The organism is Kitasatospora griseola, from assembly GCF_014648555.1.
Classification (GTDB): domain Bacteria; phylum Actinomycetota; class Actinomycetes; order Streptomycetales; family Streptomycetaceae; genus Kitasatospora; species Kitasatospora griseola.
Map to the genome: position 1 here is coordinate 349,437 of NZ_BMRI01000001.1, position 13,413 is coordinate 362,849.

Below are 13,413 nucleotides of genomic sequence, written 5' to 3' on the forward strand. Positions count from 1 at the left end.
GGGATCGGCACCACCGTCAGGCCGTGCACCTCGGCCCGCTGCTGCACCCAGGCCAGCGCGACCTGGGCGGCCGTCACCCCGCGCTCGGCGGCGATCTTCCGGATCGGCGCGACCAGCTCCGCGTTCCCGGCCGCGTTCTCGCCGGTGAACTGCGGCAGGTAACGCCGGAAGTCGTCCGAACCCAGCTGCGCGGCGTCGGCGAACGCCCCGGTCAAGAAGCCCCGGCCGAGCGGCGAGTACGGCACCAGCGCCACGCCCAGCTCGGCCGCCGCGGGCACTGCGGTGCGCTCCAGGCTCCGGGCGAACAGCGACCACTCGGACTGCAGCGCCGCGATCGGGTGCACCGCGTACGCCTCGCGCAGCTCCGGACCGGTCACCTCGGACAGGCCCAGGTGCTTCACCTTGCCGGCCGCGACCAGCTCGGCCATCGCCCCGACCGACTCGGCCAGCGGCACCCCGGGGTCGCGCCGGTGCATGTAGTACAGGTCGATCTCGTCCACGCCGAGCCGGCGCAGCGAGGCGTCCACGGCCTGCCGGATGTACGCCGGGTCGTTGTTGACGCCCCGGTAGCCCGGGTCGTCGGCGCGCCGCTCGATGGCGAACTTGGTGGCCAGCACCACCTGGTCGCGGTGCGCCCGGACGAACGGGCCGATCAGTTCCTCGTTGGCGCCCGAACCGTAGACGTCGGCGGTGTCGAACAGGGTCACCCCGAGCTCCAGCGCCCGGCCGAGGGTGGCCAGCGCCTCCTCGGTGTCGGTCGGCCCGTAGAACTCGCTCATCCCCATGCATCCCAGGCCCTGCACGCCCACGACGGGGCCGTTGCTGCCGAGCCGGGTGGTCTCGATGCTGCTCATGCGCTCTTCCTGTCCTCGATCGGGCGATGCCCCGCGGTCTCCGTCGTGTCGTCGCCGTCCGGGCCGGCCGCGGGCGGCTCGCCGTAGAGGTCGATCTTCCGATCGATCACGGCGAGCGTGGCGTGCAGGTCCGCGAGCCGCTGCCGGACCTCCGCCCGGTGGTCCACCAGCAACTGCCGGCGCTCCGCCCGGGTGGCGTCCCCGTCCCGCACCAGCTCGACGTACCGGACCATGTCCGCCACCGGCATCCCGGTCAGCCGGAGCTTGGTCAGGAACGCCAGCCGGGCCAGGTCCGCGTCGCTGTACCGGCGCTGGCCCGCGTGCGAGCGGTCCACCGGGTCCAGCAGACCGATCCGCTCGTACCAGCGCAGCGTGTGCGCCGACAGTCCGCTGGCCGCGGACACCTCGCTGATCCCGTGCCGTGGCGTCCGGTCGGGCGCCGCGCTCGGCGCGCCGAACGCCCGCTCGCACCCCGACAGCCGATCACTCCACTGCTCCGACGCTGCCATCTGGAACTCGACCCCCGGTCTCGGCGACGACGACTCCGACGCTACTCAGTTGGAGTGCACTCCAAGCAAGCCTGGCACAACGGATCTCCCCACCCGTCGTTTAGAGTTCCGCCCATGCAGAGCTTGCGCACGATCGAGGACTGGCCGGTACCGAACGCAGCGGCGGCGGTCGTACGCGGAAGCGACGGCGCCCTGCTCGGCGCGCACGGACCGCAGGACCACCTGTTCCCGCTGGCCTCCGTCACCAAGCTGCTCACCGCCTACGCGGTGCTGATCGCCGTCGAGGAAGGCGTCTTCGAGCTCGACGACCCGGCCGGCCCCGACGGCTCCACCGTCCGCCATCTGCTGGCCCACACCTCCGGCCTGGCCTTCGACGAGCACCGCGTGATGGCCGCCCCCGGCAACCGCCGCCTCTACTCCAACGCCGGCTTCGACGTCCTCGCCGCCACCCTGGAGCACGCCTCCGGCATCCCGTTCGCCCAGTACGCCGCCGAGGCCGTCTTCCAGCCGCTCGGCATGCACGCCACCCTGATCAACACCGCCCACCGCGCGCCCGCCGGCGCGGGCGGCCTCTCCACCGCCGCCGACCTCGCCCGCTTCGCAGTCGAACTCCAGTCCCCCAAGCTGCTCGACCCGGCCACCCTGCACACCGCGACCCGCGAGGTCGCCTTCCCCGGCACCAACGGCGTCCTGCCCGGCTTCGGCCACCGCCGCCCCAACGACTGGGGCCTCGGCTTCGAGATCCGCGACCACAAGACCCCGCACTGGACCGGCACCGCCAACTCCCCCGCCACCTTCGGCCACTTCGGCCAGTCCGGCACCTTCCTCTGGGTCGACCCCACCGCGGACCTCGCCTGCCTCGCCCTCACCGACCGCGACTTCGGGCCGTGGGCGGCGGAGGTGTGGCCGCAGCTCAGCGACGCGGTCCTCGCCGAGATCTAGGCGGGCGGGCGCTCAGCCGAACTGCAACGGCGAGTGCATCTCCCACAGCAGCAGCTCGACGCCGCTCTCGCCCGCCGTCGGGTCCGCGAACGCGTCTCCCGTGATCCGGATCGCGTCGCCGGCGCCCGCCGAGCGCCCGCCGCCCTGCGGGCCGGGGACGGTCCGATAGCCGACCGAGCCCGCGACGACGTGCACGTAGCGGTAGGGGGCGGCGGGGAGTTCGGGCAGCGCCGCCCACGCGCCGGCCCGGACCAGCCAGAGGGCCGCGTCGGCGCGCCGAAGTCGCAGCGCGTCGTCCGAGGGGCGTCCCGAGGCCAGCAGGGTCAGTCCGTCCGCGGCCGGGACGGAACGGATGCCGAAGCCCGGCTCGACGCCGAACCGGTCGGGCTGGAGCCACATCTGGAGGAACGTCACCGGCTCCGTCGCCCCGCCGAGGTTGCGTTCGGTGTGGGTGATGCCCGCCCCCGCGGACTGGACCTGGACCATGCCGGGCCGGACCACGCTCGCGTGGCCCGCGTCGTCGCGGTGGGCGAGTGCTCCGTCGACCACCCAGGTGACGATCTCGGTGTCGGTGTGCCGGTGGGCGTCGTACCCGGAGCCGGGGGCGAGGGTCTCCTCGTTGCAGGCGAGCAGTGCGCCGAACGAGGTGTTCTTCGGGTCGTAGTGGCCGGCGAAGGAGAACGCGTGCCTGGTGGTGACGCCTTCGGCGGGTTCCGACAGGTAGCGCTCGCCGGTGCGGCGCAGATCGGCGCGTCCGCGGTCCTTCCGTCCGGCCGCGGAGGCGGGTTCGGAGGTTTCGAAGGGGTGCCCGTCCCGGGCCGAGGAATCCACGCTCACGGGCACCACGGTAGCCGGTGTGACCGGTGCCACCGGTCTTCTCGGCGCGGGGTGTGCACGAGCACCCGTCCACGTGAGGCAGGCTAGTGCCGTGCCATCCGCTTCAGCGAAACCCGACAAAGCATCCGACCGGACGTCCGGCGAGCCCCCCGCCGCGGAGCGGCCCGCCGACCGGGGCCCGGAGAAGAGGTCCGCCAGACGTCCGGCGCAGCCGGCCCGTGCCGCCGCGGTGCCCGGCCGCGGCCGGATGACCGCCGAGGAGCGCCGGCTCGCGGCGGACCGGGCCGAGTTGCGGGCGGCGACGCTGAAGCGGCTGGAGAAGTCGGCGGGCAAGCTGGCGTCCGCGGCGATCGCCCGGATGGACGATCAACTGGCCTGGTACCGGCGGATGCCGCCGGAGCACCGGTCGTGGATCGGCCTGGTCGCGCAGGCGGGCATCGCGGCGTTCACCGAGTGGTACCGGCATCCGGAGGCGCCGCAGGCGATCTCCACCGACGTGTTCGGCACCGCGCCCCGGGAGTTGACCCGGGCGATCACGCTGCGGCAGACGGTGGAGCTGATCCGCACCACGATCGAGGTGATGGAGGAGGCCATCGAGGAGGTGGCCGCGCCCGGCGACGAGGCGGGCATGCGCGAGTCGGTGCTGGTCTACGCCCGGGAGATCGCCTTCGCCACCGCCCAGGTGTACGCGCAGGCCGCGGAGGCGCGCGGCGCGTGGGACGCCCGGCTGGAGGCGCTGGTGGTGAACTCGCTGCTGTCCGGGGACGCCGACGAGGGCGTGCTGTCCCGGGCGGCGGCGCTGGGCTGGGGCCAGCCGAGCCAGGTGCGGGTGGTGATGGGCAGCGCCCCGGACGGCGACAGCGAGCTGGTGGTCGAGGCCATCCGGCGCGCCGCCCGGTACGCCAAGCTGCACGTGCTGACCGGGGTGCTGGGCCGCCGCCTGGTGGTGGTGGTCGGCGGCGACAAGGAGCCGGTGCACGCCGCGCGGGCGCTGATCGGCCAGTTCGCGCCGGGCCCGGTGGTGGTCGGCCCGACGGTCGGCGACCTGCTGTCGGCGACCCGCTCGGCGCACGCCGCCGCGCAGGGCCTGAAGGCGTGCGCGGCGTGGCCGGACGCGCCGCGCCCGGTGCTGGCCGACGACCTGCTGCCGGAACGCGCCCTGGCGGGCGACGAGGTGGCGCGCCGTCAGCTGGTGGAGGAGATCTACACACCTCTGGAGGAGGCCGGTTCGGCACTCCTGGAGACGCTGAGTGTCTATCTGGAACAGGCGTCCTCCCTGGAGGGGGCCGCCCGGATGCTCTTCGTCCACCCGAACACCGTCCGCTACCGGCTGCGTCGTGTGACTGATGTCACCGGCTATGCTCCGTCGGACGTGCGTTCGGCGTTCACCCTGCGCATCGCCCTTGCCCTGGGGCGTCTCGGTTCCGGGCCTGATCAGGGCTGATCGAACTGTAGGGAATCCACAATCCGACGTGCTTTTCTTCGTCATCGTCGCCTACCCGCCCCACGGCGTCCGGCGAGAGAGGGTTGAACCGTGCTCGTTATCGTCGCCCCTGGACAGGGTGCCCAGACTCCCGGCTTCCTCAACCCCTGGCTCGAACTGGACGGCGTCGCCGACCGGCTGCGCCAGTGGTCGGAGGTGGCCGGTCTCGACCTGGTGCACGCCGGAACCGAGGCCTCCGAGGAGGAGATCAAGGACACCGCGGTGGCCCAGCCGCTGCTGGTGGCCGCCGGCCTGGTGACCGCTCAGGCGCTGCTGCCGCAGGGCGTTTCGGCGTCCGTCGGCGCGCTGGCCGGCCACAGCGTGGGCGAGATCACCTCCGCCGCGCTGGCCGGAGTGCTGTCCGAGCAGGACGCGCTGGCCTTCGTCCGCGAGCGCAGCCTCGGCATGGCGGAGGCCGCCGCGGCCACCGCGACCGGCATGACGGCGGTGCTCGGCGGCGACCCCGAGGCGGTCGCCGAGAAGCTCGCCGCGCACGGGGTCACCCCGGCGAACAACAACGGCGGCGGGCAGATCGTCGCGGCCGGCACGCTGGAGCAGCTGGCCGCGCTGAAGGCGGACCCGCCGGCCGGCGCGCGGCTGATCCCGCTGAAGGTCGCGGGCGCGTTCCACACCGAGCACATGGCCCCGGGCGTGGCCCGGCTGGAGAAGCTGGCGCCGACGCTGACCGTGGCCGACCCGACGGTGGCGTACGTGTCCAACAGGGACGGCGAGGTGGTCGGCGACGGCGCCGAGGTGCTGGCCCGTCTGGTCGCGCAGGTGTCCAACCCGGTCCGCTGGGACCTGTGCATGGAGACCCTGCAGCAGCTGGGCGCGACCGCCGTGATCGAGCTGTCGCCCGCCGGTACCCTCACCAATCTGGTCAAGCGGAACGTCAAGGGCGTCGCGACGCTGGCCCTGAAGTCCCCCGCCGATCTCGACCGGGCCCGCGAGCTCGTGGCCGAGCACGGCAGCCAGGAGAAGTCCGCATGAGTGCCACCATCAAGCCGGTCACCGGCGCCCAGTTCTCGCGCATCCACGGTGTCGGCGGCTACCGCCCGACCCGGGTGATCCCGAACGCCGAGGTGCTGAACTGGATCGACTCCTCGGACGAGTGGATCCGCTCCCGGTCCGGCATCGCGGAGCGCCGCTGGGCCGGTCCGGAGGAGACCGTCGCCGAGATGTCGGTGCAGGCGGCCGCCAAGGCCATCGCGATGTCCGGGATCGATCCGGCGCAGATCGGCGGCGTCATCGTCGCCACCGTCTCGCACCTGAAGCAGACCCCGGCGATCGCCACCGAGATCGCTCAGCGGCTCGGCTGCGGCACCGCCCCCGCGTTCGACATCTCCGCCGCCTGCGCGGGCTTCGGCTACGGTCTGAGCCTGGCCGACGGCATGGTGCGCGGCGGCAGCGCCGAGTACGTGCTGGTGATCGGCGTGGAGCGGCTCTCCGACCTGACCGACAAGTCGGACCGCTCGACCGCGTTCATCTTCGGCGACGGCGCGGGCGCGGCGATCGTCGGCCCGTCCGACACGCCCGGCATCGGCAAGGTGATCTGGGGTGCGGACGGCTCGCAGGCCGACGTGATCTCGCAGACCCGGGCCTGGGACACCGCCTTCGCCAAGCCGGACGCCGTCAACGGCGCGGGCGAGGAGATCAAGTGGCCCGCGCTGCGGATGGAGGGCCAGACGGTCTTCCGCTGGGCGGTGTACGACATGGCGAAGGTCGCCCAGCAGGCGCTGGACGCCGCCGGGATCACCGCCGACCAGCTCGGCGCGTTCATCCCGCACCAGGCCAACATGCGCATCATCGACGCCATGATCAAGACGCTGAAGCTGCCCGCCGAGATCCCGGTGGCCCGCGACATCGTCGAGACCGGCAACACCTCCGCCGCGTCCATTCCGCTCGCCATGGAGCGGATGCTGGAGCGCGGCCAGGCCAAGAGCGGCGACCTCGCGCTGATCATCGGCTTCGGGGCCGGACTGGTCTACGCCGCAGCAGTCGTTACTCTCCCCTAGGCGTTTTTTCTCCGCACCACCCCAAGAAAACCCGCGGCGGTCCGCCTGACCGCACGCGTCAACACGAAGAGGAGCAGCCGATATGGCTACCCAGACCGAGGTTCTCGAAGGCCTTGCCGAGATCGTGAACGAGATCGCCGGCATTCCGGTCGAGGACGTCGCGCTCGACAAGTCCTTCACCGACGACCTGGACGTCGACTCGCTGTCCATGGTCGAGGTCGTCGTCGCCGCCGAGGAGCGCTTCGGCGCGAAGATCCCGGACGACGAGGTCAAGAACCTGAAGACCGTCGGCGACGCGGTGAACTTCATCGTCGCCAACGTCTGACCAGCCGTCAGGCTGCCGGTCGGGGCGCGCCCGTCGCGCCCCGGCCGTCCCCCTTTCCTCCGGCTCGTTCCGGCCCTCCGGCCCGTCCGGCCCTCCGCTCGATGCTCAACGTGAGAGAAGAAGAAACCAGTGACTGCTGAAAACCGCACCGTGGTCGTCACGGGTATCGGCGCCTTCACGCCGCTGGGCGGCGACGCCGCCACATTCTGGGAGGGCCTGCTGGCCGGCCGGTCCGGGGTCCACGCCCTCACCGAGGAGTGGGCTGCCGAGCTGCCCGTCCGGATCGCCGCCAAGGTCGCCGTCGAGCCGTCCGAGATCCTGCCCCGCCCGGTGGCCCGCAAGCTGGACCGCTCGGCCCAGTTCGCGCTGATCGCCGCCCGTGAGGCCTGGAAGGACGCCGGCTTCGAGGGCCCGGCCACCGCCGACACCAACGAGCTGGCCCCCGAGCGCCTGGGCACGGTCATCGCCTCCGGCATCGGCGGCGTCACCACCCTGCTCGACCAGTACGACGTGCTCAAGCAGCAGGGCGTCCGCAAGGTCTCCCCGCACACCGTCCCGATGCTGATGCCCAACTCCCCGGCCGCCAACGTCGGCCTGGAGGTCGGCGCCCGGGCCGGCGTGCACACCCCCGTCTCCGCCTGTGCCTCCGGCGCCGAGGCGATCGGCTACGCGATCGAGATGATCCGCAGCGGCCGCGCCGACGTCGTGGTGGCCGGCGGCACCGAGGCGGCGGTCCACCCGCTGCCCATCGTCGCCTTCTCCAACATGATGGCGATGTCCAAGAACAACGACGACCCCGAGCACGCCTCCCGCCCGTACGACAAGGCCCGTGACGGCTTCGTCCTCGGCGAGGGCGCCGGTGTCGTGGTGCTGGAGTCCGCCGAGCACGCCGCCGCCCGCGGCGCCCGCGTGTACTGCGAGGCGATCGGCCAGGGCCTGTCCTCGGACGCCCACCACATCGCGCAGCCGGAGCCGACCGGCGCCGGCGTGTCCCGCGCCATCGCCGACCTGTTCGACCGCAACGAGCTGGACAAGGCCGAGGTCGTGCACGTCAACGCGCACGCCACCTCCACCCCGCAGGGTGACACCGCGGAGATCAAGGCGCTGAGCCGCGAACTCGGCGAGCACCTGGAGCACGTGGCGATCTCCGCCACCAAGTCGATGACCGGCCACCTGCTCGGCGGCGCCGGCGGCATCGAGACGGTCGCCACCGTCCTCGCCCTGCACCACCGGATCGCCCCGCCGACCATCAACGTGGTCGAGCTGGACGACGACATCGACGCCGACATCGTCCGCGACGAGCCCCGCAAGCTCCCGGTCGAGGGCCGGATCGCCGCCCTCAACAACTCCTTCGGCTTCGGCGGCCACAACGTGGTGCTGGCCTTCCGCACCGTCTGACACCCGCGCGCGGCACTGCGCGACCGGCCCGGCACTCCCAGCGAGTGCCGGGCCGGTCCCGTCCCCGTCACACCACCTGGTGCAGCCACCTGACCGGCGCGCCCTCCCCCGCGTACCGGAACGGCTCCAACTCGTCGTCCCACGGCTTGCCGAGCAGACGGCCGATCTCCGCCTCCAGGTCGCTGCCCTCGCTGCGGGAGCGCAGCAGCACGGCCCGCAGCCGGTCCTCGGGGACCAGGATGTCGCCGTGGATGCCGGTGACGGCGTGGAAGATGCCGAGGCCGGGCGTGGAGGAGTACCGCTCGCCCTCGGCCGTGGCGCAGGGCTCGCTGGTCACCTCGTAGCGCATCAACTGCCAACCGCGCAGCGCGGAGGCGAGCTTGGAGGCGGTGCCGGGCTCTCCCTGCCAGGAGAGCTCGGACCGCCAGTGGCCGGGCGCGGCGGGCTGCCGGATCCAGTCGAGGTTGACCCGCACGCCGAGGACGCCTGCCACCGCCCACTCGACGTGCGGGCACAGCGCGCGTGGCGCGGAGTGGATGTAGAGCACACCACGTGTCGTCACCGGGACCTCCTGGCTGTGGACGAGGGTCGCCTTCCCCAGCTGCCTCGCGCCGTCGCCGGTAGGTACTGACGAGTGGCTACCCCGTGACGCTCAACTTATTCGACATTAGGTCATCAAATCGAGCAAAACGGACAAGCTTTCACCCCATGCTAGTCGGTTCCCCCGGGAGGTCTACCCCCACAGCGCCCACCTCCCCCGAACGGACCTAAACGCGCGCCCCCACCGGATCGCGCTTCCGGCGGGGGCGGGTTGACGATGCGTCAGTCGACATACCGTCACATCGTCGGATCCTCAGACCTGGACGACCATCTTTCCGATGTTGGCGCCGCGCAGCATGCCGAGGAAGGCCTCCGCGGTGTTCTCCACGCCCTCGACCACGGTCTCGTCGTAGCGCAGCGAGCCGTCCCGCAGCCAGCCGCCGACCTCCTCGACGAACCGGTCGCGCAGCGCGGCGTGGTCGCCGGCCAGCATGCCCTGCAGGCGCAGCCGCTTTCCGATGGCCAGCACCAGGTTGCGCGGCGCGGCCGGGGCGGAGGTGTCGTTGTACTGGGCGATGGCCCCGCACAGGGTGACCCGGCCGTGCACCCGCAGGGCGCCGATCGCGGCCTCCAGGTGCTCGCCGCCGACGTTGTCGAAGTAGACGTCGATGCCGTCGGGGGCGGCCCGGTCGAGCAGCTCCGCGACCGGGCCGTCCTTGTAGTTGAAGGCGGCGTCGAAACCGTACTCGTCGACCAGGGTGGCGACCTTCTCGGCGGAGCCGGCCGAACCGATCACCCGCTTCGCCCCCTTGAGCCGGGCGATCTGGCCGACCGTCGAACCGACGGCGCCGGCCGCGCCGGAGACGAACACGGTGTCGCCCTCGCGGAACGAGGCGACCTCCAGCAGTCCGGCGTACGCGGTGAGCCCGGGCATGCCGAGCACGCCCAGGTAGGCGGAGAGCGGGGCGAGTTCGGGGTCGACCTTGACGGCGTGCGCGGCGTCCAGGGTGGCGTACTCGCGCCAGCCGAGCCAGTGCTGCACCGCGTCGCCGACCCGGAAGCCCTCCGCATTGCTGGCGACCACGTGGCCGACCGCGCCGCCGTCCATCGGCGCGCCGAGCGCGTACGGCGGCGCGTAGGACTTCACGTCGTTCATCCGTGCGCGCATGTAGGGGTCGACGGACAGGTAGGCGTTGCGCACGGTGATCTCGCCCGGGCCGGGCTGCCGGACGGGGGCCTCGACCAGCGCGAAGTCGCTCGCCACCGGCCAGCCCTGCGGGCGGGCGGCCAGGTGCCACTCACGGCCGGTGGCGGGAAGGTCCTGCTCTGCCATCACACACTCCTCATCAACCTGAAACGTTCACTGACTAAAGTAATCCTGTGGATGAAAGGTTCATGTTGTCAACTGTTCAGCTAGACTCGACACCATGGAGAAGGAGCAGGTCATGGAGCAGGCATCGGTCCCGACCGCCGACCCGATCACCGTGGAGGTCGTCGACCTCATGGCGCGCCTGGTCGGACTCTTCCACCGCGAGTACGAGGAGGCCGCCGCCGCCCGCTCGCTGACCGGCGCGCAGGCCAAGGTGCTGGCGCTGCTGCGCCGCGGCCCGATGCCGATGCGGCACATCGCACAGACCCTCTCCTGCGAGCCGTCCAACGTCACCGGCATCGTCGACCGGCTGGAGGGCCGCGGTTTCGTCACCCGCGAGTCCGACCCGCAGGACCGCCGGGTGAAGCTGGTGGTCGCCACCGACACGGGGCTGTCCGCCTCGTCCGAGCTCCGCGAATCGCTGAACTTCGCCCGCGAGCCGCTGGCCGCGCTGAAAGCCTCCGAGCGGGCCCAACTGCGGGACCTGCTGCGGCGGATGCTCGACTCCTCGGCCCGCGGCTGACCCCGCCGAACCATCCTCCGGGCCGCCGGTCGGGCCGCCGGTCGGACGGTTCGGAGGCACCCCGGTTCGAGGTTCGAAAAATCTCTCGGAAATGATGGTTCGCGTGTAACCATTCCCGTCGCCGCGCCGTCTAAGTGGTGACGAACACCCCCTCCGCAGTGCCGCGGAGGCGGCAAGTGCCTGCCCTCGGGCACCAGTTCCCGTTGCGCGCAGAGAGATTCCGGACCGATGACCGACGCCACCCAGAGTCCTGCCGCGGCCCCGCCCCGCGGCCGAAGAGGCCGCCGAATAGCCCAGGGGCTCGGAGCGACCGCCGCCGTTCTGGTGGTCGTCGCCGCAGGACTCGGCACCTGGTACTACCAGCGGCTCGACCACAACATCACGACCTTCGCCCCGGAAGGCATCGCGTCCAGTCGCCCGCCGGCCGGGCCTCCCGCGCCCACCGGCGGCCACCCCGTCAACGTGCTGCTGCTCGGCTCCGACACCCGGAGCGACGGCAACAGCGACCTCGGCGGCGGCGACGAGGGCGTCGGCCACTCCGACACCGCGATCCTGCTGCACGTCTACGCCGATCACAAACACGCCGTCGGCGTGTCGATCCCCCGGGACACCCTGGTCACCATCCCGCCGTGCCGGCTCGCGGACGGCCGGTGGACCACCGCCCGGGCCAACCAGATGTTCAACTCGGCGTTCACCATCGGCGAGTTCAAGAACGGCAACCCCGCCTGCACACAGAACACCGTGGAGGAGCTGACCGGCCTGCGGGTGGACCACACCCTGGTCGTCGACTTCAAGGGCTTCTCCTCCATCACCCAGGCCGTCGGCGGCGTGGACGTCTGCGTCCCCAACGACGTCGACTCCTACGGCATTCACCTGACCAAGGGCCGCCAAACCGTCGCCGGGCAGCAGGCCGTCGACTACGTCCGCGCCCGGCACGGCCTCGGCGACAGCTCCGACATCGGCCGGATGCGCCGTCAGCAGGCGTTCATGTCCTCGCTGATCAAGAAGGTGCAGGGCGAGGGCTTCGACCTCACCACCCTGCTGCCGCTGGCCGACGCCGCCACCAAGTCGCTCACCGTGGACCCCGACCTCGGCTCGCCGTACAAGCTCGCCGAGTTCGCCCAGTCGCTGAAGGACATCAAGCTCGCCGACATCCAGTTCGTCACCCTGCCCTGGCGCTTCCAGGGCGCCCGGGTCGCCGTCGTACAGCCCGACGCCGACATCCTGTGGAACCTGATCCGCCAGGACCGCACCCTGGACGGGCGGCTCACCGGCGACCTCGCGAACCCGTCCCCGTCCGCCGGGCCCTCGGGCGGTCTGTCGGGCAGCCCGTCGGGCGGTCCGTCGGGCAGCCCGTCCGCGGGTGCGTCCGGAAGCCCCTCCGCCGGTGCGTCCGCCTCCCCGTCGAGTGGCGCGTCCGGCGGGCCGTCCGCGAGCGGCGGCTCCGACAGCGCGAACCTGGACGTGCCGATCGTGGTCCACAACGCCGGCAAGTCCGCCGGGCTGGCCGGACGGACGGCGCTCGCGCTGCGCAGCAACGGCTACCGGGACATCACCATCGGCCAGAACACCCCCGCCCGGAGCACCACGCTGATCGAGTACCCGCTCGACCTGCGCCCCGCCGCCGATCGTCTGGCCCAGCTCTACCCCGGCGCGGAACTCCGCGCCGTCCCGAAGAGCGACGCCATCGTCCTGACCCTCGGCCAGGACCGGGCCGGCACCGACGCCCTCGGCGCCCCCGACTCCGGGTCCTCCGCGGGCACCGCCATCCCGTCCGACATCCCGAGCGGCATCACGGAGAACACCCGCCCCGCCGACAGCGACCTCTGCAGCGACCTCAGCTTCGGCTGACCCCGGACCGGCCCCGCTCCGGCCGCCCTCCCGCGAACGGGGGTGCGGCCGGGGCCGCCTCCAGGTCCGGGTCCGGGTCCGGAACGCCCGTCACCACGAGGGTGACCCGACAGTCCGTCAACTCGCCCGCCCGGGCCAGGCCGTACACCGCGGACAGGGCCTTCGCCACGTACCGCCGCTCCACCGGGACGCCGTGCCGGCTCTCGAACCGGGCCGCGAACCGTTCCAACTCCTCCGGCACCCGGCCGTACCCGCCGCCGTGCCAGTCGTGCGCCAGCCGCCAGTTGTCGGACTCCTGCCCGTACGCGGCGAGTTGGAGCGCCGCCACCTCCCGCTCCAGGTAGCCCTCGCCGCGCAGCACCGCCACGCCGAGCGCCTGCGCACCCGACGGCAGGCCGGCGGCGATCCCGGCCACCGTCCCGCCGGTGCCGACCGCGCAGCACACCACGTCCCGGGCGCCCAGGTCCGGCAACTGCGCCGCCAGCTCCTCGGCGACCACCGCGGCCCCGCGCACCGCCGCCGCGTTCGACCCGCCCTCGGGCAGGACGAAGTGCCCGGCGCGCCGCTCCTGCCGCCCGGAGGCGATCTCGCGGTAGACCGAGCGTTCGACGAACTCCAGCGCCATCCCGTCCCGTTCGGCCCGGGCCAGCGACCAGTTCCGCGGCATCCCGGCCAGCTCGGCCCCGCGGATCACCCCGACGCTCTCCAACCCGAGCGCCCGCGCCGCCGCCGCCACCGCCCGCACATGCGTGGAGTACGCCCCGCCG

At 72.6% G+C, this 13,413-nt stretch carries 13 protein-coding genes and 1 pseudogene; 8 read left to right on the forward strand and 6 right to left on the reverse strand.

The features are described 5' to 3' along the window. Positions 1 to 854: pseudogene (locus IEZ12_RS01565) on the reverse strand (aldo/keto reductase); the annotation flags it as partial. After that, positions 851 to 1,363 carry a MerR family transcriptional regulator gene (locus IEZ12_RS01570; RefSeq protein WP_189270393.1) on the reverse strand — a complete coding sequence of 171 codons (513 nt, stop codon included), beginning with the start codon at positions 1,361 to 1,363 and terminating at the stop codon, positions 851 to 853. The gene IEZ12_RS01570 and the pseudogene IEZ12_RS01565, both read right to left, overlap by 4 nt. Before the next feature lie 114 nt (positions 1,364 to 1,477). Here IEZ12_RS01570 and IEZ12_RS01575 point away from each other — a divergent pair, with 114 nt between their 5' ends. Further along, positions 1,478 to 2,305, forward strand: coding sequence for a serine hydrolase domain-containing protein (locus IEZ12_RS01575; RefSeq protein WP_189270394.1), 828 nt, complete (start codon positions 1,478 to 1,480; stop codon positions 2,303 to 2,305). Between the two features lie 12 nt (positions 2,306 to 2,317). Here the strand turns inward: IEZ12_RS01575 and IEZ12_RS01580 are convergent, their stop codons facing one another. After that, a complete protein-coding gene (locus tag IEZ12_RS01580) occupies positions 2,318 to 3,142 on the reverse strand; it encodes a pirin family protein (protein WP_229847138.1) in 825 nt (274 codons plus the stop codon). Between the two features lie 247 nt (positions 3,143 to 3,389). On the opposite strand from IEZ12_RS01580, the gene IEZ12_RS01585 reads away from it, so the two are divergent. The 5 genes from IEZ12_RS01585 to fabF all read left to right on the forward strand — a co-directional run bounded on the left by IEZ12_RS01585 (position 3,390) and on the right by fabF (position 8,363). After that, positions 3,390 to 4,586 carry a PucR family transcriptional regulator gene (locus tag IEZ12_RS01585; RefSeq protein WP_043913828.1) on the forward strand — a complete coding sequence of 399 codons (1,197 nt, stop codon included), beginning with the start codon at positions 3,390 to 3,392 and terminating at the stop codon, positions 4,584 to 4,586. A 90-nt stretch (positions 4,587 to 4,676) separates the two neighbouring features. Continuing rightward, positions 4,677 to 5,615, forward strand: a complete 939-nt coding sequence (locus IEZ12_RS01590) for an ACP S-malonyltransferase (RefSeq protein WP_043913829.1) — start codon at positions 4,677 to 4,679, stop codon at positions 5,613 to 5,615. Then, complete coding sequence (locus IEZ12_RS01595; RefSeq protein ID WP_189270395.1) at positions 5,612 to 6,640, forward strand: beta-ketoacyl-ACP synthase III; 1,029 nt, start codon at positions 5,612 to 5,614, stop codon at positions 6,638 to 6,640. The genes IEZ12_RS01590 and IEZ12_RS01595 overlap by 4 nt, the downstream gene beginning before the upstream one ends. Positions 6,641 to 6,722: 82 nt before the next feature. Further along, positions 6,723 to 6,965: an acyl carrier protein gene (locus IEZ12_RS01600; RefSeq protein WP_043913834.1), complete on the forward strand. Its 243-nt coding sequence runs from the start codon at positions 6,723 to 6,725 to the stop codon at positions 6,963 to 6,965. 129 nt (positions 6,966 to 7,094) lie between these two features. Next, positions 7,095 to 8,363: a beta-ketoacyl-ACP synthase II gene (gene fabF, locus IEZ12_RS01605; protein WP_043913836.1), complete on the forward strand. Its 1,269-nt coding sequence runs from the start codon at positions 7,095 to 7,097 to the stop codon at positions 8,361 to 8,363. Positions 8,364 to 8,430: 67 nt separating this feature from the next. On the opposite strand, the gene IEZ12_RS01610 is transcribed toward fabF, so the two are convergent. Together IEZ12_RS01610 and IEZ12_RS01615 are read right to left on the reverse strand one after the other, a co-directional pair. Beyond that, positions 8,431 to 8,925, reverse strand: coding sequence for a DUF3145 domain-containing protein (locus tag IEZ12_RS01610; protein WP_043913838.1), 495 nt, complete (start codon positions 8,923 to 8,925; stop codon positions 8,431 to 8,433). A 291-nt stretch (positions 8,926 to 9,216) separates the two neighbouring features. Then, positions 9,217 to 10,236, reverse strand: coding sequence for an NADP-dependent oxidoreductase (locus tag IEZ12_RS01615; RefSeq protein WP_189270396.1), 1,020 nt, complete (start codon positions 10,234 to 10,236; stop codon positions 9,217 to 9,219). 94 nt (positions 10,237 to 10,330) lie between these two features. Between IEZ12_RS01615 and IEZ12_RS01620 the strand changes: the two genes are divergently transcribed. Both IEZ12_RS01620 and IEZ12_RS01625 read left to right on the forward strand, forming a co-directional pair. Further along, positions 10,331 to 10,795 (forward strand): MarR family winged helix-turn-helix transcriptional regulator, encoded by a 465-nt coding sequence (locus IEZ12_RS01620; RefSeq protein WP_229847139.1) that lies wholly within the window; start codon positions 10,331 to 10,333, stop codon positions 10,793 to 10,795. 228 nt (positions 10,796 to 11,023) lie between these two features. Next, positions 11,024 to 12,646, forward strand: a complete 1,623-nt coding sequence (locus IEZ12_RS01625; protein WP_189270397.1) for an LCP family protein — start codon at positions 11,024 to 11,026, stop codon at positions 12,644 to 12,646. Here IEZ12_RS01625 and IEZ12_RS01630 read toward each other — a convergent pair. Beyond that, the coding region (locus IEZ12_RS01630) for a pyridoxal-phosphate dependent enzyme (protein ID WP_229847140.1) at positions 12,633 to 13,413 on the reverse strand (781 nt) is incomplete at its 5' end. The two genes, IEZ12_RS01625 and IEZ12_RS01630, sit on opposite strands and share 14 nt — an antisense overlap.

Coding starts and splice junctions, on each gene's coding strand:
- IEZ12_RS01570 (WP_189270393.1), bottom strand. CDS start 1,363: ATGGCAGCGTCGGAGCAGTGGAGTGATCGGCTGTCGGGGTGCGAGCGG.
- IEZ12_RS01575 (WP_189270394.1), top strand. CDS start 1,478: ATGCAGAGCTTGCGCACGATCGAGGACTGGCCGGTACCGAACGCAGCG.
- IEZ12_RS01585 (WP_043913828.1), top strand. CDS start 3,390: ATGACCGCCGAGGAGCGCCGGCTCGCGGCGGACCGGGCCGAGTTGCGG.
- IEZ12_RS01595 (WP_189270395.1), top strand. CDS start 5,612: ATGAGTGCCACCATCAAGCCGGTCACCGGCGCCCAGTTCTCGCGCATC.
- IEZ12_RS01600 (WP_043913834.1), top strand. CDS start 6,723: ATGGCTACCCAGACCGAGGTTCTCGAAGGCCTTGCCGAGATCGTGAAC.
- IEZ12_RS01615 (WP_189270396.1), bottom strand. CDS start 10,236: ATGGCAGAGCAGGACCTTCCCGCCACCGGCCGTGAGTGGCACCTGGCC.
- IEZ12_RS01620 (WP_229847139.1), top strand. CDS start 10,331: ATGGAGAAGGAGCAGGTCATGGAGCAGGCATCGGTCCCGACCGCCGAC.
- IEZ12_RS01625 (WP_189270397.1), top strand. CDS start 11,024: ATGACCGACGCCACCCAGAGTCCTGCCGCGGCCCCGCCCCGCGGCCGA.